Origin of the sequence: Pseudomonas akapageensis, assembly GCF_011355085.1 — a bacterium.
Lineage (GTDB): Bacteria > Pseudomonadota > Gammaproteobacteria > Pseudomonadales > Pseudomonadaceae > Aquipseudomonas > Aquipseudomonas akapageensis.
Window position 1 is genome coordinate 450,217 of record NZ_VXCP01000010.1, and the last position, 23,506, is coordinate 473,722.

Sequence of the window (23,506 nt, forward strand, 5' to 3'; positions counted from 1 at the left end):
CGGTATCCTGTTTTTCCAGCGGCCTGACCCAGAAGGTTTTTCCATGGCTTCCCCAAACGCTCGCGCAGACTCTCTTTCGCTGCTGCTGTTCACCTTGCGCAGCGGCAAGCTCATGGCAATCAACCTGCTGAAAGTCAGCGAAATCATTCCCTTGCCGTCGCTGACCCGACTGCCCGAGTCTCACCCTCACGTCAAAGGCGTGGCCACGCTGCGTGGCGCATCGCTGTCAGTGATCGACCTCAGCCGGGCGATAGGCGAGATGCCCCTGCTCGACCCCAAAGGTGGCTGCCTGATCGTCACCGACATCAGTCGCTCCAAACAAGGCTTGCATGTTCAGGCCGTGAGCAAGATCGTGCACTGCCTGACCACCGATATCCGCCCGCCGCCCTACGGTGCCGGGAACAAATCCTTCATCACCGGCGTGACCCAGGTCGACGGCATGCTGGTGCAAGTGCTGGATATCGAGAAAGTCATACACGGCATTGCGCCGGCACCGATAGAAGCATCTCCGGCCACACTGAGCGACGAAGATGCCGCGGTTCTGGCCAAGGCCAATATCCTGGTGGTCGATGACAGCCAGGTCGCGCTGCAACAATCGCTTTTGACCCTGCGCAACCTGGGTATCGACTGCCACACCGCGCGCAGTGCTCGCGAAGCCATCGAACGGCTACTGGAACTGCAAGGCACCCCCGAGCAGATCAACGTGGTGGTCTCGGATATCGAGATGTCCGAGATGGACGGGTATGCCCTGACCCGTACCTTGCGCGAAACCCCGGACTTCCGCGACCTCTACGTACTGCTGCATACCTCGCTGGACAGCGCCATGAACAGTGAAAAAGCCAATGCAGCCGGTGCCAATGCGGTCTTGACGAAGTTTTCCTCGCCGGACCTGACCGACTGCCTGATCCGTGCTGCCCGGGCGGTAGAAGCCCAGGGCCTTTGAACCGGGCGCACTACAGCCAGATGAACACATAGAGCACAGCAATCGCCGACATGATCAGCGAACTGTCTTCGTGGTACCTCAGGCTCACCGCCAGCAGTACCAGGGAACTCATGATCGCCCAGCGCAATGGCGAATGCTCCAGGCGTGCGGCATACCAGATGATTGCCGCCCAAGGCAGTAAAAACTGACACCCGTGCGCGCCGCTCAACCCGGGAGTCAACGACAGCATCAACAGCGGCAAAAATACCAGCAGCGTTTTCAGTGAATCGTTTCGAGCCTGGCTATCCACTGGCAGCCTCTTTTTATAGCTGATCGAGAAGCTGGCAAGTCTCACGGCAAGTGCGTAAACCATCCATTAGCAAAATCTGTCGAAAGCGTAGGAAACGGCTGAAAATAGCCAGGTATGCCTATATCAGGAAGATCAGACCCCGCTCTCTGACAATCCTGTCAGTTTTCAGTCACCCTGCTGACCGGATCAGCAGGCTATAAGAGAGAATCTCGATACTCCCATACCTCCACCTTCCCCGGCACCGGCGCCCAGCAAGCATGCGAACCCAGACCAAGAAAGCCGTGATCATCGCGACCCTCATCGTCCTGGCCTCCGTCGCCTGGGCCCTGACCCGCCCGGCGCCGATCAAGCCCGCGATCGCCGTGGCGGTCCCCGTCAAAGTGATTAGTGCACGCCAGCAAGACGTCCCGCGCTACATCAGCGGCATCGGTTCGGTACTGTCGCTGCACAGCGTGGTGATCCGTCCACAGGTCGAAGGCGTGTTGACCCGGCTGCCGGTCAAGGAAGGCCAATGGGTCAAGGAAGGCGACCTGCTGGCCACCATCGATGATCGCTCGATCCGTGCCAGTCTTGACCAGGCCAAGGCACAGCTGGCCGAAAGCCAGGCGCAATTGCAGGTGGCTGAAGTCGACCTCAAGCGCTACCGCCTGCTCAGCGAAGACAACGGCGTCTCCCGGCAAACCCTGGATCAGCAACAGGCCTTGTACAACCGCCTCAAGGCCACCGTCCTGGGCAACCAGGCCGCGATTGCCTCGGCACAGGTGCAGTTGTCCTATACCCAGATCCGCTCGCCGGTCACAGGCCGTGTCGGCATCCGCAATGTCGATGAAGGCAACTTCCTCAGGGTCGCTGACACCCAGGGCCTGTTCACGGTCACCCAGATCGACCCGATCGGGGTCGAGTTCTCTCTGCCCCAACAACTGCTGCCGACCTTGCAAGCCCTGGTCAATTCCCCCGTCCCGGCCGTTGTCAAAGCCTACCTGGGCGGTAATGGCAAAGCCGAAGGAAGCCTGCTTGCCGAAGGCAAGTTGAGCCTGATCGACAACCAGGTAAGCGCCAATACCGGCACCATTCGCGCCAAGGCCGTGTTCGACAACCACGAGGCGAAACTCTGGCCGGGGCAACTGGTGACCATCAAGGTGCAGACGGCCCTGGATCGCGATGCACTGGTCGTCCCGCCGCAAGTCGTGCAACGCGGCATCGAGCAGCACTTCGTGTACCGGGTCAGTGGCGACAAGGTCGAGTCGGTGCCGGTCAAGGTGCTGTATCAGGACAGCGACCTGAACATCATCAGCGGCGTGGTCGATGGCGACGTGCTGGTATCCGACGGCCAGTCACGCCTCAAGCCCGGTGCCCGCGTGCAGGTTTCACCCGATACCATCGAACCCGAACAGGTCGCTGGCAGCCAGGTGCAACCATGAGAGGCCGTGGCTCGATTTCAGCCTGGTGCGTCGATCATCCGATCGCGACCGTGCTGCTGACGTTCGCCCTGGTCCTGCTCGGTGCCATCGCCTTTCCCCGGCTGCCGATCGCGCCCTTGCCCGAAGCCGAGTTCCCGACCATTCAGGTCAATGCCCTGCTGCCGGGCGCCAGCCCCGAAACCATGGCGTCATCGGTCGCCACGCCGCTCGAGGTGCAATTCAGCGCCATTCCCGGCATGACCCAGATGACCTCCAGCAGCGCGCTGGGCTCCACCAACCTGATCCTGCAGTTCACCCTCGACAAGAGCATCGACACCGCCGCCCAGGAAGTCCAGGCCGCGATCAATACTGCGGCCGGGCGCCTGCCCCAGGACATGCCAAGCCTGCCCACCTGGCGCAAGGTCAACCCGGCCGACAGCCCGGTGCTGATCCTCACCGTCAGTTCAACGCAGATGCCCGCCAACGAACTGAGCGACTACACCGAAACCCTGCTGGCGCGGCAGTTGAGCCAGATCGACGGTGTTGGCCTGATCAACATTACCGGCCAACAGCGCCCGGCCATTCGCGTCCAGGCCGTGCCCGAAAAACTGGCAACCCTGGGCCTGACGCTGGCCGACCTGCGCCAGGCCATCCAGCAAACCAGCCTGAACCTGGCCAAGGGCGCACTCTATGGCGACAACAGTATCTCGACCCTGGCAACCAACGACCAGCTGTTCCACCCCGACGAATATGCCGATCTGATCGTGTCCTACCGCAACGGTGCGCCGGTGCACCTGAAGGATGTGGCACGGGTCATCAATGGCGCGGAAAACGCCTATGTGCAAGCCTGGTCCGGCCAGGAGCAAGGGCTCAACCTGGTGGTCTTCCGCCAGCCCGGAGCCAATATCGTGGAGACCGTCGACCGGGTGATCGATGCCCTGCCGAGGCTCGAGGCCATGTTGCCGGCCTCGGTCAAGGTTTCGGTACTCAACGACCGCACCCAGACCATCCGTGCCTCGCTGCACGAAGTCGAAGTTACCCTGATGATCGCCGTGCTGCTGGTGATTGCGGTGATGGCGCTGTTCCTGCGCCAACTGTCGGCCACCCTGATCGTCACCAGCGTGCTGGGCGTGTCACTGGTCGCCAGCTTCGCCATGATGTACCTGTTGGGCTTCAGTCTGAACAACCTGACGCTGGTGGCCATTGTCGTCGCGGTCGGCTTCGTGGTCGATGACGCCATCGTGGTGGTGGAAAACATCCACCGGCATCTCGAAGCCGGCGAAGGCATGCGTGAAGCGGCGATCAAGGGTGCCGGGGAAATCGGCTTCACCGTGGTGTCGATCAGCTTCTCGCTGGTCGCGGCGTTCATTCCGCTGCTGTTCATGGGCGGCGTGGTCGGCCGGCTGTTCAAGGAGTTCGCCCTCACGGCGACCTCCACCATCCTCATCTCCATCGTGGTATCCCTGACCCTGGCGCCCATGCTCTGCGCGCAGTTCATGCGCAATCCGCCGCATGTTCCCGGCAAGGGCCCGGCCCTGGGCAAGCGTCTGCTGGCCTGGTATGACACCGGCCTGGTCCGCGCCCTGGCGCACCAGCGCCTGATGCTCGGCATTTTCGGCCTGACCGTGGTCATGGCCGTGGTGGGTTATGTTGCCATTCCCAAGGGATTCTTCCCGATGCAGGACACCGGTTTCGTGCTCGGGACCACCGAGGCGGCTGCCGATATCTCCTACCCGGACATGGTCGAAAAACACAAAGCGCTGGCCAAAATCGTCGAAGCCGACCCGGCGGTCAAGGCGTTCTCCCACTCCGTCGGGGTGACGGGCAGCAACCAGACCATCGCCAACGGCCGCTTCTGGATCGCCTTGAAAGACCGGGGCGATCGCGACGTTTCGGTCAACCAGTTCATCGATGAGTTGCGCCCCAAAATGGCCAAGGTACCGGGCATTGTCCTGTACCTGCGCGCCGGCCAGGACATCAACCTCAGCTCCGGCCCAAGCCGCGCCCAATACCAGTATGTGCTCAAGAGCAACGACGGCCCGGCACTGAACCTCTGGACCGAGCGCCTGACCGAACGCCTGCGCGCCAACCCGGCGTTTCGCGACCTGTCCAACGACCTGCAGCTGGGCGGCAGCGTGACCCGCATTACCATCGACCGCATCGCCGCTGCGCGCTTCGGCCTGACCACCACCGACGTCGACCAGGCACTCTATGACGCCTTCGGCCAACGCCAGATCAGCGAGTTCCAGACCGAAACCAACCAGTACAAAGTGATCCTCGAGCTCGATGCCGAGCAACGTGGCAAGGCCGAAAGCCTCAATTACTTCTATCTGCGCTCACCGCAAAGCGGCGAGATGGTGCCCCTGTCGGCGCTGGCCAGGGTCGAGCCGCCCAGTACCGGCCCGCTCTCGATCGCCCACGATGGCCTGTTCCCCGCCGCCAACCTGTCTTTCAACCTCGCACCCGGCGTAGCGCTGGGCGATGCGGTGAATATCCTTAACCAGGCCATGAGCGACCTGGGGATGCCCAGCTCGATCATCGGTACGTTCCAGGGGGCGGCTCAGGCGTTCCAGAGTTCGCTGTCGAGCCAGCCCTGGCTGATTCTCGCGGCACTGGTGGCGGTGTATATCATCCTCGGCGTGCTCTATGAAAGCTTCGTGCACCCGCTGACCATCATCTCGACCCTGCCCTCGGCCGGCATCGGCGCCTTGCTGCTGCTCTGGCTGTGGGGTCAGGATTTCTCGATCATGGGGCTGATCGGCGTGGTCCTGCTGATCGGTATCGTCAAGAAAAACGGCATCCTGATGATCGACTTCGCCCTCGATGCCCAACGCAATCACGGCCTCTCTCCTGAGGAAGCGATCCACAAGGCCTGCCTGACACGCTTTCGGCCCATCATGATGACCACCCTGGCGGCACTGTTCGGCGCATTGCCCCTGATGTTCGGCTATGGCGCCGGCGCCGAGCTGCGCCAGCCCCTGGGCATCGCCGTGGTTGGCGGGCTGCTGGTCAGCCAGGCACTGACGCTGTTCACCACCCCGGTCATATACTTGGCACTGGAGCGCTTGTTTCACCGGCGCAGGCCAGTGCCCGGTCCGGCGCTGCCGAACGCCAATTGAGAGACGATCATGCGTGTCCTGATTATCGAAGACGAAGAGAAAACCGCCGATTACCTGCACCGCGGCCTGACTGAACAAGGCTTCACCGTGGATGTGGCCCGCGACGGTATCGAAGGCCTGCACCTGGCCCTGGAGGGCGATTACGAGGTGATCGTGCTCGACGTCATGCTGCCCGGCCTGGATGGCTACGGCGTGTTGCGTGGCTTGCGCGCCAAAAAGCAGACCCCGGTGATCATGCTTACTGCGCGCGAGCGAGTCGAAGACCGTATCCATGGCCTGCGCGAGGGAGCCGACGATTACCTGGGCAAGCCATTCTCCTTCCTCGAACTGGTCGCCCGCCTGCAAGCCTTGACCCGCCGCAGTGGTGGCCATGAACCCGTGCAGATCAGCATCGCCGACCTGTGGATCGACCTGATCAGCCGCAAGGCCAGCCGTGGCGGACAGCGCCTGGAACTGACCGCCAAGGAGTTCTCCCTGCTCAGTGTGCTGGCCCGGCGTCAGGGCGAAATTCTCTCCAAGACCGCCATCGCCGAACTGGTCTGGGATATCAATTTCGACAGCGATGCAAACGTCGTCGAAGTCGCGATCAAACGCCTGCGGGCCAAGCTCGATGGTCCCTTCGAGGCCAAGCTGCTGCATACCATCCGAGGCATGGGCTATGTCCTGGAAAACCGGAACTGACTCCATTGCCCTGCGTCTGAGCGCCCTGTTCACCCTGGTCGCGCTGCTGGTGTTCGTGCTGATCGGCGCTGCGCTCTACCAGCAGGTCGACAAGCGCCTGGGCCTGCTGCCCGAGGCCGAGCTCGAGGCGCGCTACAGCGTGCTGGAGTCGGCCCTCACCCGCTACGGCACGGCGGAGCACTGGGCCAAGATCAACGCCAAGCTCAACCTGCTGAGCCAGGAAGACAAGCGCATCCGCTTCTGGGTCGTCAGTGGCAATCCGGGTTATGAATACGGCCAGCCGGATGAGGCCATCCGCAAGTTCTCCCAAGGGCCCGAAGGCATGCGCGACCTGCACCTGGCGGGGCAGCCCTATCCACTCAAAGTGCTCGTCAGCCGCCTGCCGGCGCTTGCCCCACGACCACCCCTGACGTTTTTGATCGGCATCGATACCGAAACCTTCGGTCACACCCAGCACACCTTGCTGGTTGCCCTGATCAGCCTCGCCGCCCTGGGTGTCGTGCTGGCCTCGGCATTGGGTTATTGGGTCGCGCGCATCGGTCTCAAGCCGCTGGTCACACTGTCTGAAGCGGCACAAAAACTCGCGCCGCCGCGGCTGTCCGGACGCCTTCAACTGTCGCCGCTGCCGCCGGAGCTCAGCCAGTTCGTCACTGCTTTCAATTCAACGCTGGAACGGGTCGACCTGGCCTATTCGCGCCTCGAAGCTTTCAACGCTGACGTGGCCCATGAACTGCGCTCGCCGCTGACCAACCTGATCGGCCAGACCCAGGTTGCACTGACCCGTGGCCGGTCGGCCGAGCACTACTTCGAAGTGCTGCAATCGAACCTCGAAGAACTCGAACGCCTGCGCAGCATCATCAACGATATGCTCTTTCTGGCCAGTGCCGACCAGGGCAGCAAGGCCACCGCCCTGACCTCCACATCGCTGGCCGAAGAAGTCGCGACCACCCTGGACTACCTGGATTTCATTCTGGAAGACGCGCAGATTCGCGTCGAAGTCCATGGCGATGCCAACGTGCGGATCGAAAAGGCGCACCTGCGCCGAGCGCTGATCAACCTGCTCAACAATGCCGTACAACATACCGAACCTGGCCAGGTGATCGATGTCAGCATCCAGGCCGACGCCGAGAAGGTCAGCCTTGCGGTGACCAATCCTGGCCCCACGATCGACCAGGAACACTTGCCGATGCTCTTCGAGCGCTTCTATCGGGTCGACGCTTCGCGCACCAACAGCGGTGGCAATCACGGCCTGGGCCTGGCCATCGTCAAGGCTATCGCGCTCATGCATGGCGGCACGGTGTTCGTGCGCAGCCAATCTGGCAGCAACACGTTCGGCATCAATCTTCCCACATGACTATTACCCAACAGGTAACAGTTCTTATCCTGAATCACTCTTTTTCGACCGCGGCAATACTATTAACTTAGTCGCACCTAATAGCACTTGCTCTGCAAGAAGGTCTTTTCAAATGTCCAACAGTATGGGTATTGCCAGCGCTTTTGTTCTGTCTTCGTTGTTGTTGTCTCCACTTGCCATGGCCGAAGAGTCGCGCGCGTTCGTGGCGCACAACGCCGCTCGCCAGGCCGCCTTCGAACAGGCTAACCAGGAGCTGACCGCGCAAGATCAGGAACGCGTGCAGCCCCAGCAAACATCAGCCATCCAGGACTCAGAGGAGACCTCGAAAGACAGCTGATCCGCGCAACCGAAGTTTCCCTCGACGTCGATCTGGCACCCGTCGCCTGATCGGTCGTTTTAAAAGCCGCTGCTGTCAGCGGCTTTTTTTTAACCCGTTAAAAGTGCAAACAATGATGTTTCTTTTAAAGGAGAAATACTGCTTCGCAATAACAACTACGTCCTTGAGCTCGCTTGATAAGGCACCGATAACGATGAAAACAAAACGCCTCTCACACCTCGGTTAATTGCACTGACTGTAATGATGACCTACCAGCCATCGTGACAGTGACGACGGACAGCAACCTGGACAAAAAACGCATTGTTGTTGATTGCTTTTTCAACATTTTCTAACAAGCGTTTGATCAAAAAAACCTGCTGCCCTGTCGGGCCTTTTTCATAAGTCATTATCCGAATTGAAAAAATCTCGACAGCTTTGGCAAACGGTCAACTTCCCTCATGCGAAGTGTTCGCCGTGCAGTATGCGTACGTCGGATTCAGTGCTTGTTCCGCTATCCACCCGCCCCTAGAATACCGCCCCCTCGCATTGCCATACCGTATATCAGGCCATTGACTGATCGATCTTGCTCAGGAATTGTTGCTTGGGACAGGGGCGAATAACCAAATGCATAGCCGTCACATTCATTTGCCCCCAAGTCTGTTCACGACCGATCCACTTGCCTCCTTATCACGATCAAAGCAATGAAAGCGCGCAACTCAACCCAGCGGCAATCAAGAAAGATCGCGCATCCGGAGCTGATCCTGAATCTGGGCAGCTGTCTGGCCGTGATTGCCATCGTTGCGATTGTCGCGTTCCTGTTGATTCGCGAGCGTACCAGCGCCGAACACGCTGCCTCACGGTCGGCGGCCAATATCGTGCAACTGATCGACACTGATGTGCTGCGCAATGTCGAACTCTATGACCAGTCGCTACAGGGCATCATTGCCATCTCGCAGCGCCCCGACCTGCTGACCATCCCGCCTGAGTTACGCCAGCAGGTATTGTTCAACCCGGCCATCACAGCCCCCTTTCGCGGCGACATTCTGTGGCTGGACAAATACGGCGATATCGTCGCCGACTCCACCAGCGTTACCGCCCGCTCCGCCAATTTCGCCGACAGGAAGATTTTTCAGGCGCTTCGTGAAAATCCAGACCTGGGTCTGGTGATCAGCCCGCCCTTCAAGAATCCTCTGACCAACCAGGAGTGGAGCATCACCTTCAGTCGACGCATATCCGCGCCTGAGGGCTCATTTCTAGGTGTGGCTTCCGGCGCCTTGCGCCTGGATTATTTCAATGACCTGTTCAAAAGCCTGGACATCGGCAAGGACAGTTCCGTCAACCTGATGAACACCAGCGGCCATCTGCTGGCGCGGCAACCCGCATTGCCGGGCGACTCGATGATCGGCCATGACTTCAGCGAGAGCGAGAATTTCAAGCGCATCCTGGAGGCGAAACAGGGCAGTTTCACCAGCCTCTCAACCCGCACCCGACAGGAACGGCTTTATACGTTTTCCCGTGTCGGCGATTTGCCGTTGATCGTCATCGTCGCCCAGCCCACCGCAGAGGTGTATGCCTCCTGGAAGCGCACGGTGGTCATGATTGGCGTTGCCACTGGCCTGCTCTGCATCGGTATCCTCTGGCTGACCGTTCTGCTTGGGCGCGAACTGCGGCTGCGCCATCGCGCCGAACAGGACCTGGCCACTCTGGCTGCCACCGACAGCCTGACAGGCCTGGCCAATCGTCGCTGCCTGGATCAGACCCTGGAACTCGAATGGGCGCGAGCGCAACGCGGCACCCGCCCGCTGTCGGTGCTCATGGTCGATGTGGACCACTTCAAGGCCTTCAATGAGCGCCATGGCCACCAGGGTGGCGACGAAGCCCTGCGCAATGTGGCGCAAGTCATCGAGCAATGCATTCGTCGCCCCGGCGACCTGGCGGCGCGCTACGGCGGCGAAGAGTTTGTCGTGGTGCTGCCGGAGACTGATTCCAGGGGCGCACTGATGATCGCCGAGACCATTCGCTCGAGTATCGAAGCGCAGCCGCCTTTTGGCAGTGACACGCAACCGATCACCGTCAGCGTCGGGGTCAGCTCGCAATGGGCCGATGCCGACAAGATGCTCGAGGCGCTGCTCTGCGCAGCAGATGCCGCGCTTTACCAGGCCAAGCACAATGGGCGCAATCAGGTCAGATACGGCGATTGACCCGATTGCACCCCTGACTGCGCGCTATGTTCAGCGGGCCTGAGCGATGTTGCGAAGGGCCTTGACCTGATCGTGATTGCGCTGCACGCCATGGTACTGGCGCTCGATGGTTGCTTTCACATTGGCCGGCAGGACTTTCTCCAGCGCACTTCGATAGGCTTTCAGGGCATGATCCTCACCGCGCTCGGCCTCGTTGAGCACTGCTTCTTCGTCCTTGCCGGTCAACAACGACTTGAGGTCGACCCAGCGCCGATGCATGTCACCGCTGACACTGGTGCTCGTCTCGGGGTCGCCACCGAGCGTGCGCACTTCAGCCTGCAGTTCCGCCGCAGCAGTCGAACATTCCTGTGAGCGTTTGATGAATAACGACTTGAGTTCGGGGTTCTTGATGTCCTCGGCACAGGTACGGAAACCTTCCTCGCCATCCTTGCTGACCTCGATCAGATCGTTGAGCACAGATACTGCTTCTTTATTGGCATCGATCATTTTTCTGTTCCTTCTGGTTGAGCGGGTTACTCTTAAAAGAGCAGTCTTCATGCCAGCTTATTTTTATAAAAATATCTTTTTAAATCATAAACTTACAAACAACACAAAAATCTGTATTCGCGCTTTCTGCATGAACTGTCATTTGGCCTGCATGCAGAATGCATGTATTTTCGAGCCATCCACGCACTCAGGTAACCTTCCCCCCATGAACCCGGAAAAACTGGAACTGCTGATCACCCGTGAGATGCCGTTCGGCAAATACAAGGGCCGGATCATCGCCGACCTGCCCGGCCCGTACCTGAACTGGTTTGCCCGCGAGGGCTTTCCCAAAGGGGAGCTGGGTGGTCTGCTGGCACTGATGCATGAGATCGACCACAACGGCCTTTCAGACTTGCTCGAACCGCTGCGCGCCAAACATTCACGCCCCGCTCCCCGCCACTGACTTCAAGCGAGCCCGACGATGTCCACCTGCCCTGCCTTGCACGATGCAAATACCCTGGCCCGAGATGAAGGCTACTGGCAACGGATTGCCGCCGACTATGAGGTGGAACCCGGCCCGATCAATTTCGAGTACGGTTACTTCGGGCGCATGACCCGTACGGTTGCCGAGCAGTACCAACAGAACATCGCTTTTATCAATCGCAGCAATTCGCTGCACGTTCGCCAGCAATTCGAGCAGCAGGATAACCTGCGCATTCATGCAGCCCTTGCCGAACTGGTGCAGGTTGCGCCTGAAACCGTCGCACTGACCCAGAGCGCATCGGCCGCGCTGCAATCGTTGATCCGCAACTACAACGCCTTCAAACCAGGCGATCAGGTACTGATCAGCGACCTTGAGTACGACAGCATCCAGAACGCCATGCGCTGGCTGGCCCGCAATCGCGGTGTGGAGGTGATCGAGATCAGCCATCCGCATCCGGCAAGCCATGACAGCCTGTTGCAGAGCTATGAAAGCGCCCTGCTTCGCTATCCCCGCTTGAAATTGATGGTGCTGACCCATGTCACTCACCGTACCGGGTTGGTCATGCCGGTGCAGGCCATTGCAGCCAAGGCTCGGGCAGCGGGGGTGGATGTCGTGCTCGACGGCGCCCACGCCCTGGGGCAACTGGATTTTCGTCTGGATGAGCTGGGCGTGGCGTTTGCCGGTTATAACCTGCAGAAGTGGATGGGGGCGCCGCTGAGCCTGGGGGTGATTTATATTCAGCAAGACCGCTTGCAAGCGATCGACCCGGACATGGCCGCTCTCGACTACCTGCCACACAGCATCCAGTCCCGCACACCCTATGGCACCCCAAACATTCCAGCCTGGCTGACTCTGCCCACCGTCTTTGCCGAACACCAGGCCATGGGCGGCTCGACTGTCAAAGGTGCGCGACTGAAGTACTTGCGCGATCTGTGGGTAAGCCAGGTGCAGGAACTGGACGGGATCGAAGTGCTCACTCCTGACGATCCGCGGCTGTACAGTGCGATCACCTCGTTTCGCTTTACCCGGCATGCGGACCAGCAGGCGATGGCTCAACGGTTGCTGGATGAGTACAACCTGTTCACTGTGGTTCGCGCTGGCTCGGCGTGCGGGCCGTGCATTCGGGTTACGCCGGGGTTTACCACGACGCTTGAGGAAGTGAGGGTGTTGGTGGGGGCTTTGGCGGAGTTGAGTCGATAGATCCGGCGACCGCTGCGCGGTCGATCGCGGGCAAGCCCGCTCCCACAGAGGTGATATGGCACACATCAATCCTGTGGGAGCGGGCTTGCCCGCGATAAGGGCCGCAGGCCCTTCAAATTCTCAAGACCAAAAAAAAGGTGCGCCGACCAAGCGCACCCAAAAGCCGTAAAGCACTACAACAAATCAGTCGAACAGCGCCAACGCCTCGGCACTGCATTCCTGGATACGTGCCCAATCGCGGTTCTTGACCCACGCACTCTCGAACATCCAGGTACCCCCCACGCACATTACATTTGGCTGGGCGATGTAGCTTTTCAGGTTGCCGGGATTAACCCCGCCGGTAGGACAGAAACGCACTTCACCAAACGGACCTGCAAACGCCTTGATCGCCGCCACGCCGCCGCTGATTTCCGCCGGGAACAGCTTGAAGCGGCGGTAACCCAGGGCATAACCCATCATGATTTCCGAAGCACTGCTGATCCCTGGCAGCATCGGCAGCGGGCTGTCCACGCCGGCTTCAAGGATGTCCTGGGTGCAACCCGGGGTCACGATGAACTGGGCACCGGCCGCTTCGACTGCAGCGAGCATCTTTCGATCCAGCACGGTACCGGCACCGACGCACAGCTCCGGGCGCTGCTCGCGCAGCAGGCGAATGGCCTTGAGGCCATGCTCGCTGCGCAAGGTGATCTCCAGGGTTTTCAGGCCACCGGCAGCCAGCGCATCGGCCAGCGGCAGAATGTCTTCTTCACGGGCAATGGTAATGACCGGAAGAATCTTTGCGTTCGCACAAATAGCATCGATTTGGGCGATCTTGTCCGCCATGCGGTTTTGTTTCTCGAGCGTCGTCATAGCGGCTGATCCTTGGCTCATGGGCACCAGTAAATCTCTAAAGAAGAATGAAGAAATGCGCGGATCGGCATCTGGGCGATGTCATCGCCCGCCAGTGCGTCACGCAGGGTAGTCAATTTGCCCTGGCCGGCGACGGCCAGGATCGGGAAGCGTGCCGAGGCCAGCAGGGCCCGACTCATGCTCAGACGCTGGTGCGGCACCGTCGGCGCACGCATGGGCAGGCAGCGTCGCGTACCTTCTGCCTGCAACGCCTCGGCCAGGTTCGGGCTATAGGGGAACAGAGAAGCTGTGTGCCCGTCATCCCCCATACCCAACACCAGCACATCGATGGGCGGCAGCTCGGCCAAGGCCTGGTCGGCCTCGTTCGCAGCCTCTTGAAGGGTGGCTGTCGAACGGTACAGGCCAATGAAGCGCGCCTTGGCCACGTCCCCCACCAACAGGTAGCGCTGCAACAGACCGGCATTGCTGTCGACATGTTCGACCGGCACCCAACGCTCGTCGGCAAGGCTGATCACCACCTTCGACCAATCCAGCGACTGACGTGACAGGCATTGAAAGAACATCACCGGGCTGCGCCCGCCGGACACTACCAGGGTCGCCACGCCGCGCTGCTCGATCGCTGTGCGCAATTGCTCGGCCACCTTGCCGGCCAGGGCTTCGGCCAGCAGCGATGGGCTCACGAAATCATGTGCCCGCACGCCTGCCGGCAGTTTCAGTTCAGATATCGCCATACCATGACCTCCCGTCGCGGGTTATCAGTGCAATCGAGCTCATCGGCCCCCAGGACCCTGCCGCATACGGCTTGGGCGCATCACCGGACTTTTTCCAGCCGGCGATCAACTGGTCGCACCACTTCCACGCATATTCGATTTCATCTTTGCGCACAAACAGGTTCTGATTGCCTCGCATCACTTCCAGCAACAACCGCTCGTAGGCATCGGGAATCCGCGCACTGCGATAGGTGTCGGAAAAGTTCAGCTGCAATGGGCCGCTGCGCAGTTGCATGCCCTTGTCCAGGCCCTGTTCCTTGGTCATCACCCGCAATGAGATACCTTCATCCGGTTGCAGGCGAATGATCAGTTTATTGCTGATCTGCAAACGCTGCTCGGGAGCGAAGATGTAGTGCGGCGGTTCCTTGAAATGAATGACGATCTGCGACAGCTTCTGCGGCATGCGCTTGCCGGTACGCAGGTAGAACGGAACCCCGGCCCACCGCCAGTTGCGAATGTCGGCGCGCAGCGCCACGAAGGTCTCGGTATCGCTCTGGGTATTGGAGTTTTCTTCCTCCAGGTAACCCGGCACCGCACGTCCCTCGCTGTAACCGGCGATGTATTGGCCACGCACCACCTGGGTGGTAAGGCCCTCACCGCTGATCGGCGCCAGCGCCTTGAGTACCTTGACCTTCTCATCGCGAATGCTGTCGGCGGACAGGTCGCTCGGCGGGTCCATGGCAATCAGGCACAGCAGCTGCAACAGGTGATTCTGAATCATGTCACGCAATTGCCCGGCCTGATCGAAATAACCCCAGCGACCCTCGATGCCGACTTTTTCAGCCACCGTGATTTCCACGTGAGAGATGGAGTTCTGGTTCCACTGGGTTTCAAACAGGCTGTTGGCAAAGCGCAGGGCAATCAGGTTCTGTACCGTTTCCTTGCCCAGGTAATGGTCGATCCGATAGACACGGTTCTCCGGAAAAAACTGCGCCACGGCATCGTTGACTCGGCGAGAAGAGGCCAGGTCATGGCCAATCGGCTTTTCCAGGACCGCACGGGTGCGGTCGGCCAGGCCGACCCTGGCCAGGTTCTCGCAGATTGCGCCATACACCGCTGCAGGGGTGGCGAAGTAGGCGATCAATTGTTCGGCAGTACCGACGTACTCGGCCAGCGCGACATAGTCAGCAGGTTCGAGAAAGTCCACATGCAGATAACTCAGGCGGTCGAGAAAGCGCCGCAACGGCACCTCTTCGATTTCTGCCGCCGGAACGAACTCGCGCAAATGCTCCGTAATAGCCGCCAGATGTTGCTGCGTATCGCCCGGCTCACGCGCCAGCGCCAGGATGCGCGTATCGGCATGCAGCAGGTCGGCACGGTCGAGCTGATACAGCGCCGGGAAGAGCTTGCGCAGCGCCAGATCGCCCAAGGCGCCAAACAGGGCAAAGGTGCAGGGTTCGACGGTTATCGATGGCATGATGTTTGTTCTTTTATCAAGTTAGGCTAGAAATACCTTTTTTCAAGGCGGCTTTCAAGGGAAAATGTAGTAATAAACACAACATTTGATCCTGTATACAGATTCAAGTGGTTAACCCTCCATGCCATCAGTACGATAGGCCATCGTGAAAATCAGCCATGCCGGCGCCGCCGCTGGCTGCATCCTCGACCCAAGGACATTACATGGACCGCGTGCGAAACCTCCTGGAGCAGATCCAGGGCCGCCTCGAAGAGCTGAACAAGGCTGAGCGCAAAGTCGCCGAAGTCATCCTGCTCAACCCTCAGCAAGCCACCCGTTTCAGCATCGCCGCCCTGGCCCAGGCAGCCAAGGTCAGCGAGCCGACCGTCAATCGCTTCTGCCGCTCGTTCGGCGTCAGCGGCTACCCCGAGCTCAAACTGCAACTGGCCCAAAGCCTGGCCAGCGGCGCGGCCTACGTCAGCCGCGCAGTGGAGGCCGACGACGATCCCGGCGCCTACACCCAGAAGATCTTCGGCAGCGCCATCGCCTCGCTGGACAGCGCGTGCCAGCAGCTGGACCCGAACCTGATCAGCCGCGCCGTGGACATGCTGATCCAGGCCCGGCAGATCCATTTCTTCGGCCTCGGTGCCTCGGCCCCGGTGGCGCTCGATGCCCAGCACAAGTTCTTCCGCTTCAACCTGGCCGTATCGGCCCATGCCGACGTGTTGATGCAGCGCATGCTGGCGTCGGTCGCCCACACCGGTGAGCTGTTCGTGATCATTTCCTACACCGGACGCACCCGCGAACTGGTCGAAGTGGCACGCCTGGCCCGTGAAAACGGCGCCTCGGTGCTCGGCCTGACCGCTGCCGATTCGCCCCTGGCCAAGGCCAGCAGCCTCAGCCTGAATATTCCGCTGCCCGAAGACACCGACATCTATATGCCGATGACTTCGCGGATCATTCAGCTGACCGTACTCGATGTACTGGCAACCGGCATGACCCTTCGCCGTGGCGTGGACTTCCAGCCGCATCTGCGCAAGATCAAGGAAAGCCTCAACGCCAGCCGCTACCCGATCGACGACGAGCTCAATTGAACAACTGCGCCTGAAGCGTCAAATGCGCCTGCTCGCCAGGCGCCAGGCTCAGGCTGTCGCTGCTGCCACTGGCCGCCTCGATACACACGAACCCCTGGCTCTCGATCCCGCTGACGCCCATCAACGGCCGACTGCCCGGGTGCCAGACCACGGTGTCCTGACTGTCGCCAGTGTCGATGCTCAACTGCCGTTGCCAGGCACGATCCTGAAGCTGTAAGGCGCCCGCGTGCTGGTACACGCGCTGGCAACCACCGCTGACCCTCAAATCGCCCTCTTGCCGGCAGGCGCGGCGGTTCAATTGGTCATACCCCTCCGCATTTTCTAGCCCAGACAGCGCTATCTCAGCGACGCTGCTAATACGCCAGTAGGCCAGCAGAGCATGACTCAACTGGCAAGGCTGGGTGTCCTGATGCTCGGTCGTCAGGCGCAACTCCATGGTTTCACCCAGCTGCGCATGCAAGTCGACCTGCCATTCACACAGCTGCAAACGCCAGTGCAGGCTGACACCCTGCTCGTCTTCACGGCTTTCAAGCAACTTCCAGTCGACCAGGCGCGCCCAGCCATGGGCCGGCCACATGCCTTCGCTCGGATGGCGGCCATACCAGGGCCAGCACACCGGCACCCCACCGCGAATCGCACCGACCTGCGGCCACTGAGCGGCACACCACAGCCAGGGTTTCTGACCACGGGGCTGGAAGTGCAACAACTGCGCGCCCTGGCGGCTGAACACCGCCTGGCAGTGTGGATGATCGATGATCAGCACGTCGCGCTGCTGGTAGCGCTCCCACTCGAAGGTCGGTCGGGTTCGCAGCGATTTGAAGAAGCGCTGGAGTGGGTGTTCGTGCATGGGCGGTCCTGGGAATTCTTATAGATTTGCGGTGATAGATCTGACGTCATCGCTGGCAAGCCAGCTCCCACAGAGGATCGATGGTGCAACTCGAATCCCTGTGGGAGCGGGCTTGCCCGCGATCGACCGTGAAACGGTCGCAAAACAGCCCATAGGATACGTCAGAACACCGATTGAATCTTCAACCCCGCGACAATCGCATCATCAACCTGATCCACACCGCCCGGATGCTTCACGTATTGCAGGTTCGGCCGCACCGTCAGCCAGTTGGTCACATGCACGCCGTAATACAGCTCGGCGTTGTACTCGGTCTCCTGAACCGGCAGGAATGCCGGGTTATCGTAGTCGTTGATGCCATTGAGATCATTGACCAGCTGCTCGCGCTTTTTGACGTCATCGTTGACGTGGATGCGCGCAACACCGAAGCCGATATCATCCTTGGGCCGGGCATCGAACGGGCCTTTGTAGACCACGCCGAGCTGCTGGTAGTTATCAACCTTGTTGGTGGCCTTGTCGTGCACCGTCAGGTTGGCGAACAGGCTCAGGCCGCGGCTGGCGTCGCCGTTACGTGAAGTGACTTGTTGTTGTGCCACCGCCCACCAACCGTGCTTGCTGCTGTGGGAGCGGAACTCGCCACCGGGGGTCAGGGGCTGCGGCTGGCCGTCGGCACCTTCGAAAACGTCATCGGCCTTGGCGGTGCTGTAGTAGTAACCGACGCGGTATTCACCCGGCAGCGCATTGACCTGTGGCGACCAGACGAACTCCACCGGCAGGATCATGCCTTTGGTGCCACTGCCACTGAGTTTGAAGCCGTTGCCGGTTTCCAGGTTCGACGGGTTCTGCTCATACACACCGATCTGGGCGAAAAACTCCGGCGTGAGCTTGTATTTCACGCGCATGCCCCACTGCGCCACTGGCCAGTTGTACCAGACATCACCGACCCAGTTGCCCACCTGCGAGCCGCAGAACGCCAGGTTCTGGAAGTCGCATGGGAAGCTGTTGAAGTCTTCGCCCTCGCCCATCTGGCCGATTTTTACATCCAGTGCCCCGTCGAAGTACTTCTGCTTGATCCACATCTGCGTCAGGCGCCAGGTCTGGCCCCGCCCCCAGACTTCCTGCACCGAGCTGAGCTGCCCGGTGCGCGGGTCGCTGATGCGGTCGTTGGACAGGTTGCGACCGCTGCGCTCGGTGACGGTCAGCCTGGCTTCGGTATCGTGCCAGCCGAGGATCTTTTCCAGGTCCAGCTTCACCCCGAGGGCGAACTGGTCGCTGTAGCGGGCCGTCTTGTCGTCGTTGAAGCCACCGTGGAGGTTGCCGGCCACTTCGCCGACATACTCCAGGGAGAAGTCATAGCCCTGGTCGAGCAGCTCGGTACGGGCACCGCCCCAGTCGCCCGACATCCATTTCGACTCGGGGTCGAAGGCCCCGGCGGCGTGTACGCTGCCGACGAGGCTCAGCGCCGCGAGTGCGGTCAATCGAGATAGACACCGGCTTGCGACTGCTTTGTTGTTCATCCATTACGTCCTCATATTATTTTTATTAAAACGCGGTGAATCGATCTCAACGTCCCTTGAACTGCGCAACATTGCCGGCATGGACCTCTGCCTGCGCACCGCCAACCACCCCCAGGCGCTCGCCGCTGCTGGCATCGAACAGCAATACCCTGGCCGGATCGAACTGCAGGTTCAGGGTCTCGCCCACCTGCGGCGCGATGTCCGGTGCCAGGCGGCAGCAGACCTTGGTCTGGTTGAGGGTGACGAACACCAGGGTGTCCGGTCCGGTGGGCTCGATGACCTGTACCTCGGCACGGATGCTCGGCAGGCCGTTGGGTTCGGCCGGGGCAAGGACGATCTGTTCCGGGCGCATGCCCAGGATCACTTCGCGATCCTCCAGCCCCGCTTCGCTCAAGCCCAATGGCAGTTCGCAGCGGGCCTGGCCGCTGTCGAGCAGCGCGTGCAGACGCCCTTCCTGGCGCTGCAGGCGCAGGGGGATGAAGTTCATGGGCGGCGAGCCGATGAAACTGGCCACGAACAGGTTGGCCGGGTCGTTGTAGATCTGCTGTGGCGTGCCGAACTGCTGGATCAGCCCATCCTTCATCACCGCCACCTTGTCGCCCAGGGTCATGGCCTCGATCTGGTCGTGGGTCACATACACAGTGGTCGTCTTCAGGCGCTGGTGCATCAGTTTGATTTCGGTGCGCATCTCCACCCGCAACTTGGCGTCGAGGTTGGACAACGGCTCGTCGAACAGGTAGATCTTCGGCCGCCGCGCCAGCGCCCGGCCCATGGCCACTCGCTGTTGCTGGCCACCGGAGAGCTGCCCCGGCTTGCGCCCGAGCAGGTGTTCGATCTGCAGCAGTTTCGCCACCCGGGCGACCTCTTCCTCGATGGCTGCCGGCGCCATCTTGCGAATTTTCAAGCCGAAGGCGATGTTCTCGCGCACGCTCATGGTCGGGTACAGCGCGTAAGACTGGAAGACCATGGCGATGTCACGGTCCTTGGGACTCATGCCGCTGATGTCGGCTTCATCGACCAGGATCGCCCCGCCACTGATGCTTTCCAGCCCGGCGATGCAGTTCATCAAGGTCGACTTGCCGCAGCCGGACGGACCCACGAGGATCAGGAACTCCCCGGACTCGATCTTCAGCTCGATGTTCTTCAAGGTGTCCGGCAAGCCGCTGCCGTAGGTTTTGTTGACGTTGCGCAATTGGAGCGTTGCCATGTTGTTACCCCTTGACCGCGCCGGCGGTGAGCCCACGCAGGAAATACTTGCCAGCCAGGACATAGACCAACAGGGTCGGTAAACCGGCGATCATCGCCGCCGCCATGTCGACGTTGTATTCCTTGACCCCGGTGCTGGTGTTGACCAGGTTGTTCAGGGCCACGGTGATCGGTTGGGCATCGCCGCTGGCGAAGACCACGCCGAAGAGAAAGTCGTTCCAGATCTGAGTGAACTGCCAGATCAGGCAGACCATGATGATCGGGACCGACATGGGCAGCAGGATCCTCGTGAAGATGGTGAAAAAGCCGGCGCCGTCGAGCCGCGCCGCCCGCACCAGGGCATCGGGCACGCTCATGAAGTAGTTGCGGAAAAACAGCGTGGTGAAGGCCAGGCCATAGACGATATGGACGATCACCAGCCCCGTGGTGGTGCTGGCCAGGCCCAGCTTGCCGAGGGTGAAGGACGCCGGCAGCAGCACGGTCTGGAACGGCAGGAAGCAGCCGAACAGCAGCAGCCCGAAGAACAGCTGCGAACCGCGAAAGCGCCACATGGTCAGCACGTAGCCATTGAGTGCGCCGAGCAGGGTCGAAATGAACACGGCCGGCAGGGTGATCTTCACCGAGTTCCAGAAGAAGCCGCCGACCGTGTCCCAGGCCTTGATCCAGCCGATGCCGGTGATCACCTGTGGCCAGCTCAGGAGGTTGCCGGTACGGATGTCCTCGGGCGACTTGAAGCTGGTCAGCAGCATCACGATCAGCGGGATCAGGTACACCGCGCAGGCCAGCAGCAGCGTGGCGTAGATGGCGATGCGGCTGAAGTTGAGGGTCGGTTTGGCCAGTTGATTATGCATGGCGCTTACCCCGCAGCTCCGAGTACAGGTACGGCACCAGGATCGACAGGATCGCGCCCAGCATCAGCATCGCACTGGCCGAGCCCATGCCCATCTGGCCGCGGCTGAAAGTGAACGAATACATGAACATCGCCGGCAGGTCCGAGGCGTAGCCCGGGCCACCGGCGGTCATCGCCGCGACCAGGTCGAAACTCTTGATCGCTATGTGCGCCAGGATCATCAGGGCACTGAAGAACACCGGACGCAGGCTTGGCAGGACAATGCGCAGGTAGATGGTCGGCAGGCTCGCACCATCGACTTGCGCTGCGCGGATGATCGACTGGTCGACGCCGCGCAAGCCCGAGAGGAACAGGGCCATGACGAAACCGGACGACTGCCATACGGCGGCAATCACCAGGCAGTAGACGACCCGGTCCGGGTCCACCAGCCAGTCCAGGCGAAAGCCTTCCCAGCCCCAGTCGCGCAGCATCTTGTCCAGGCCCAGGCCGGGGTTGAGCAGCCACTTCCAGGCGGTGCCGGTGACGATCATCGACAGCGCCATGGGGTACAGGTAGACCGTGCGGATAAAACCTTCGCGGCGGATGCGCTGGTCGAGCAGCACCGCCAGTACGACGCCTATCACCAGGCTGATGGCGATGAACAGGCCACCGAACACCGCGAGGTTCTTGCTGGCGACCCACCAGCGGTCGTTCTCCATCAGCCGGGCGTATTGCGCCAGGCCCACCCACTTATAGCTGGGCATGAAGCTGGAGTTGGTGAAGGACAGCAGGAAGGTCCAGAGGATGTAGCCGTAAAAGCCTACCAGGACGATCAACATGCTGGGGGCCAGTACCAGTTTCGGTAGCCAGCGTTGCAGCTTTTCTGTGGGCGAGACTCGGCCCAATGCGGTCATTGTGCTCATAGGAAAGTTCTCTGTTTGGGGGTTGGCGGCGCGTTGCGCCGCATCGCGGGCAAGCCCGCTCCCACAGGGGTTCACTGCAGTCTTCTGTGGGAGCGGGCTTGCCCGCGATGAGGCCAGAAAGCCCTACTTGGCCGACTTGATCGCCGAATTCAGCTGCTTGACCGCATTGGCCGGATCAGCTTTCGGGTCATTGAGGAAATTGGTCACCACATCAAAGATCGCCCCCTGCACCGCCAGGGTCGTCGCCATGTTGTGGGCCATGCTCGGTTGCAGGCCGTCGCCCTGCTCGGCTTCCTTGAAGTCCACCGCCGACTTTTGCGTGCAGGCGTCGAACTGACTCATGTCCATGTCCTGACGCACCGGCAGGGAACCCTTGTTCTGGTTGAACACGGACTGGAACTGCGGCTCCAGCGCGACCTTGGCCAGGTCATTCTGGGCCTTGATGTCGTTCGGCTCCTTGAGCTTGAACATCGCCAGCGAATCGATGTTGTAGGCGAAGCTGCCCTGGGTGCCCGGGAATGGCACGCACTGGTAATCCTTGCCGGCAACCTTGCCGGCGGCTGTCCATTCGCTCTTGGCCCAGTCCCCCATGACCTGCATGCCGGCCTTGCCATTGATGACCTCGGCGGCGGCGATGTTCCAGTCGCGACCGGCACGATTGGCGTCCATGTAGGTGCCGAGCTTCTGCAGGGTTTTGAAGACCTCGACCATCTTGTCGCCGGTCAAGGTCGCTTCATCGAGGTCGACAAAAGCGGCTTTGAATCCTTTCGGGCCGAGGATACTCAGCGCCAGATCCTCGAACACGGTGCTGTCCTGCCAGGGTTGGCCGCCGTGGGCCAGAGGCACGAAGCCCGCGGCCTTGAGCTTGTCGGCAGCATCGAACAGTTCGTCAAGAGTAGTTGGCACCTTGGCCCCGGCCTTGGCGAAGACCTCGGGGTTGATCCACAGCCAGTTGACCCGATGGATATTCACCGGCACGGCCACGTAATGGCCGTCGTATTTCATGATCTGGGCAACTTTTTTCGGCAGCAGCGCGTCCCACTGGTTCGCGGTGGCGACGTCGTCGAGGTTGGTCAGCAACCCCAACGCGCCCCACTCCTGGATATCCGGGCCCTTGATCTGGGCCGCAGCAGGCGGATTGCCGGAAATGGCGCGGGTCTTGAGTACAGTCATGGCCGCCGCACCGCCGCCACCGGCCACGGCGTTGTCTTTCCAGTTGAAACCGTCTTTCTCGACTTGTTGCTTGAGGGTTTCGACCGCCTTGGCTTCACCGCCCGAAGTCCACCAGTGCAGGACTTCGACCGTGCCGGTATCTGCTGCAAGGGCGCTCAAAGGCAACAACGAGGCGAGGGAAATGACAGCGGCGAGGCGATGGATCGCATTCATCTGAATAACCTTTCTTGTTGTTATGCGGTGCAAGTCTGGTGCTTGCGTTGCATACGAGTCTAACCATGACCCTTGGATGCGGACGTAACGAAGGGATGTGGGAATGTCACTGCTTGGTGACATTTGAAGGGACGCATACTCGTTCCCACGCTCCGCGTGGGAATGCAGCGACAGACGCTCCGCGTCCTGCGCCAGACCGTGCGACGCAGAGCGTCTAGGGAAGCATTCCCACGCAGAGCG

General features: G+C 60.7%; 21 protein-coding genes. 10 read left to right on the forward strand and 11 right to left on the reverse strand.

Annotated features, from left to right (window positions below):
• The first annotated feature begins 43 nt into the window (after positions 1-43).
• Entirely contained in the window at positions 44-943 is a 900-nt protein-coding gene (locus tag F2S13_RS09155) for a chemotaxis protein (protein WP_166360146.1), read from the forward strand.
• 10 nt (positions 944-953) lie between these two features.
• Here the strand turns inward: F2S13_RS09155 and F2S13_RS09160 are convergent, their stop codons facing one another.
• A complete protein-coding gene (locus F2S13_RS09160) occupies positions 954-1,232 on the reverse strand; it encodes a hypothetical protein (RefSeq protein WP_166360147.1) in 279 nt (92 codons plus the stop codon).
• A gap of 257 nt (positions 1,233-1,489) precedes the next feature.
• Between F2S13_RS09160 and F2S13_RS09165 the strand changes: the two genes are divergently transcribed.
• From F2S13_RS09165 to F2S13_RS09190, 6 genes are all read left to right on the forward strand, one after another.
• A complete protein-coding gene (locus tag F2S13_RS09165; RefSeq protein ID WP_166360148.1) occupies positions 1,490-2,653 on the forward strand; it encodes an efflux RND transporter periplasmic adaptor subunit in 1,164 nt (387 codons plus the stop codon).
• Positions 2,650-5,751 carry a multidrug efflux RND transporter permease subunit gene (locus F2S13_RS09170; protein ID WP_166360149.1) on the forward strand — a complete coding sequence of 1,034 codons (3,102 nt, stop codon included), beginning with the start codon at positions 2,650-2,652 and terminating at the stop codon, positions 5,749-5,751. The genes F2S13_RS09165 and F2S13_RS09170 overlap by 4 nt, the downstream gene beginning before the upstream one ends.
• Positions 5,752-5,760: 9 nt before the next feature.
• Positions 5,761-6,432 carry a heavy metal response regulator transcription factor gene (locus F2S13_RS09175; protein WP_166360150.1) on the forward strand — a complete coding sequence of 224 codons (672 nt, stop codon included), beginning with the start codon at positions 5,761-5,763 and terminating at the stop codon, positions 6,430-6,432.
• On the forward strand, positions 6,410-7,786 hold the full coding sequence (locus F2S13_RS09180; protein WP_166360151.1) for a heavy metal sensor histidine kinase: 1,377 nt from the start codon (positions 6,410-6,412) through the stop codon (positions 7,784-7,786). The genes F2S13_RS09175 and F2S13_RS09180 overlap by 23 nt, the downstream gene beginning before the upstream one ends.
• A 112-nt stretch (positions 7,787-7,898) precedes the next feature.
• Positions 7,899-8,123, forward strand: a complete 225-nt coding sequence (locus F2S13_RS09185) for a hypothetical protein (RefSeq protein ID WP_166360152.1) — start codon at positions 7,899-7,901, stop codon at positions 8,121-8,123.
• 680 nt (positions 8,124-8,803) lie between these two features.
• A complete protein-coding gene (locus tag F2S13_RS09190; RefSeq protein ID WP_166360153.1) occupies positions 8,804-10,303 on the forward strand; it encodes a sensor domain-containing diguanylate cyclase in 1,500 nt (499 codons plus the stop codon).
• A 30-nt stretch (positions 10,304-10,333) separates the two neighbouring features.
• Here the strand turns inward: F2S13_RS09190 and F2S13_RS09195 are convergent, their stop codons facing one another.
• Positions 10,334-10,789 carry a PA2169 family four-helix-bundle protein gene (locus F2S13_RS09195; protein ID WP_166360154.1) on the reverse strand — a complete coding sequence of 152 codons (456 nt, stop codon included), beginning with the start codon at positions 10,787-10,789 and terminating at the stop codon, positions 10,334-10,336.
• Between the two features lie 205 nt (positions 10,790-10,994).
• Here F2S13_RS09195 and F2S13_RS09200 point away from each other — a divergent pair, with 205 nt between their 5' ends.
• The gene (locus F2S13_RS09200; RefSeq protein WP_166360155.1) at positions 10,995-11,231 is read left to right on the forward strand and encodes a DUF3820 family protein; all 237 of its coding nucleotides are present in this window, start codon (positions 10,995-10,997) and stop codon (positions 11,229-11,231) included.
• 18 nt (positions 11,232-11,249) lie between these two features.
• Complete coding sequence (locus F2S13_RS09205) at positions 11,250-12,452, forward strand: aminotransferase class V-fold PLP-dependent enzyme (protein ID WP_166360156.1); 1,203 nt, start codon at positions 11,250-11,252, stop codon at positions 12,450-12,452.
• Between the two features lie 183 nt (positions 12,453-12,635).
• On the opposite strand, the gene F2S13_RS09210 is transcribed toward F2S13_RS09205, so the two are convergent.
• From F2S13_RS09210 to zwf, 3 genes are read right to left on the reverse strand one after another with little or no spacing between them, the layout of a single operon-like run.
• The gene (locus F2S13_RS09210; protein WP_166360157.1) at positions 12,636-13,301 is read right to left on the reverse strand and encodes a bifunctional 4-hydroxy-2-oxoglutarate aldolase/2-dehydro-3-deoxy-phosphogluconate aldolase; all 666 of its coding nucleotides are present in this window, start codon (positions 13,299-13,301) and stop codon (positions 12,636-12,638) included.
• A 17-nt stretch (positions 13,302-13,318) separates the two neighbouring features.
• Positions 13,319-14,032, reverse strand: a complete 714-nt coding sequence (gene pgl, locus F2S13_RS09215) for a 6-phosphogluconolactonase (RefSeq protein ID WP_166360158.1) — start codon at positions 14,030-14,032, stop codon at positions 13,319-13,321.
• Positions 14,019-15,488: a glucose-6-phosphate dehydrogenase gene (gene zwf, locus F2S13_RS09220; protein ID WP_166360159.1), complete on the reverse strand. Its 1,470-nt coding sequence runs from the start codon at positions 15,486-15,488 to the stop codon at positions 14,019-14,021. The genes pgl and zwf overlap by 14 nt, the downstream gene beginning before the upstream one ends.
• A gap of 212 nt (positions 15,489-15,700) precedes the next feature.
• Between zwf and hexR the strand changes: the two genes are divergently transcribed.
• On the forward strand, positions 15,701-16,561 hold the full coding sequence (gene hexR, locus F2S13_RS09225) for a DNA-binding transcriptional regulator HexR (RefSeq protein WP_343047376.1): 861 nt from the start codon (positions 15,701-15,703) through the stop codon (positions 16,559-16,561).
• Here hexR and F2S13_RS09230 read toward each other — a convergent pair.
• The 6 genes from F2S13_RS09230 to F2S13_RS09255 all read right to left on the reverse strand — a co-directional run bounded on the left by F2S13_RS09230 (position 16,554) and on the right by F2S13_RS09255 (position 23,266).
• A complete protein-coding gene (locus tag F2S13_RS09230) occupies positions 16,554-17,408 on the reverse strand; it encodes a D-hexose-6-phosphate mutarotase (protein ID WP_166360161.1) in 855 nt (284 codons plus the stop codon). The genes hexR and F2S13_RS09230 overlap by 8 nt on opposite strands.
• 161 nt (positions 17,409-17,569) lie before the next feature.
• Complete coding sequence (locus F2S13_RS09235) at positions 17,570-18,922, reverse strand: carbohydrate porin (RefSeq protein WP_166360162.1); 1,353 nt, start codon at positions 18,920-18,922, stop codon at positions 17,570-17,572.
• Between the two features lie 46 nt (positions 18,923-18,968).
• Complete coding sequence (locus F2S13_RS09240) at positions 18,969-20,129, reverse strand: ABC transporter ATP-binding protein (protein ID WP_166360163.1); 1,161 nt, start codon at positions 20,127-20,129, stop codon at positions 18,969-18,971.
• Between the two features lie 4 nt (positions 20,130-20,133).
• On the reverse strand, positions 20,134-20,979 hold the full coding sequence (locus tag F2S13_RS09245; RefSeq protein ID WP_166360164.1) for a carbohydrate ABC transporter permease: 846 nt from the start codon (positions 20,977-20,979) through the stop codon (positions 20,134-20,136).
• A complete protein-coding gene (locus F2S13_RS09250) occupies positions 20,972-21,880 on the reverse strand; it encodes a carbohydrate ABC transporter permease (protein WP_166360165.1) in 909 nt (302 codons plus the stop codon). The genes F2S13_RS09245 and F2S13_RS09250 overlap by 8 nt, the downstream gene beginning before the upstream one ends.
• A gap of 123 nt (positions 21,881-22,003) precedes the next feature.
• Positions 22,004-23,266 (reverse strand): ABC transporter substrate-binding protein, encoded by a 1,263-nt coding sequence (locus tag F2S13_RS09255; protein ID WP_166360166.1) that lies wholly within the window; start codon positions 23,264-23,266, stop codon positions 22,004-22,006.
• Positions 23,267-23,506: the final 240 nt, after the last annotated feature.

Excerpts from the sequence above, each read along its gene's own strand:
- pgl (WP_166360158.1), bottom strand. The coding sequence starts at position 14,032 with ATGGCGATATCTGAACTGAAACTGCCGGCAGGCGTGCGGGCACATGAT.
- F2S13_RS09180 (WP_166360151.1), top strand. The coding sequence starts at position 6,410 with ATGTCCTGGAAAACCGGAACTGACTCCATTGCCCTGCGTCTGAGCGCC.
- F2S13_RS09205 (WP_166360156.1), top strand. The coding sequence starts at position 11,250 with ATGTCCACCTGCCCTGCCTTGCACGATGCAAATACCCTGGCCCGAGAT.
- F2S13_RS09255 (WP_166360166.1), bottom strand. The coding sequence starts at position 23,266 with ATGAATGCGATCCATCGCCTCGCCGCTGTCATTTCCCTCGCCTCGTTG.
- F2S13_RS09235 (WP_166360162.1), bottom strand. The coding sequence starts at position 18,922 with ATGAACAACAAAGCAGTCGCAAGCCGGTGTCTATCTCGATTGACCGCA.
- F2S13_RS09250 (WP_166360165.1), bottom strand. The coding sequence starts at position 21,880 with ATGAGCACAATGACCGCATTGGGCCGAGTCTCGCCCACAGAAAAGCTG.
- F2S13_RS09240 (WP_166360163.1), bottom strand. The coding sequence starts at position 20,129 with ATGGCAACGCTCCAATTGCGCAACGTCAACAAAACCTACGGCAGCGGC.
- F2S13_RS09195 (WP_166360154.1), bottom strand. The coding sequence starts at position 10,789 with ATGATCGATGCCAATAAAGAAGCAGTATCTGTGCTCAACGATCTGATC.
- F2S13_RS09210 (WP_166360157.1), bottom strand. The coding sequence starts at position 13,301 with ATGACGACGCTCGAGAAACAAAACCGCATGGCGGACAAGATCGCCCAA.
- F2S13_RS09175 (WP_166360150.1), top strand. The coding sequence starts at position 5,761 with ATGCGTGTCCTGATTATCGAAGACGAAGAGAAAACCGCCGATTACCTG.
- F2S13_RS09190 (WP_166360153.1), top strand. The coding sequence starts at position 8,804 with ATGAAAGCGCGCAACTCAACCCAGCGGCAATCAAGAAAGATCGCGCAT.
- F2S13_RS09155 (WP_166360146.1), top strand. The coding sequence starts at position 44 with ATGGCTTCCCCAAACGCTCGCGCAGACTCTCTTTCGCTGCTGCTGTTC.
- F2S13_RS09165 (WP_166360148.1), top strand. The coding sequence starts at position 1,490 with ATGCGAACCCAGACCAAGAAAGCCGTGATCATCGCGACCCTCATCGTC.
- F2S13_RS09200 (WP_166360155.1), top strand. The coding sequence starts at position 10,995 with ATGAACCCGGAAAAACTGGAACTGCTGATCACCCGTGAGATGCCGTTC.
- F2S13_RS09230 (WP_166360161.1), bottom strand. The coding sequence starts at position 17,408 with ATGCACGAACACCCACTCCAGCGCTTCTTCAAATCGCTGCGAACCCGA.
- F2S13_RS09245 (WP_166360164.1), bottom strand. The coding sequence starts at position 20,979 with ATGCATAATCAACTGGCCAAACCGACCCTCAACTTCAGCCGCATCGCC.
- F2S13_RS09170 (WP_166360149.1), top strand. The coding sequence starts at position 2,650 with ATGAGAGGCCGTGGCTCGATTTCAGCCTGGTGCGTCGATCATCCGATC.
- zwf (WP_166360159.1), bottom strand. The coding sequence starts at position 15,488 with ATGCCATCGATAACCGTCGAACCCTGCACCTTTGCCCTGTTTGGCGCC.
- F2S13_RS09185 (WP_166360152.1), top strand. The coding sequence starts at position 7,899 with ATGTCCAACAGTATGGGTATTGCCAGCGCTTTTGTTCTGTCTTCGTTG.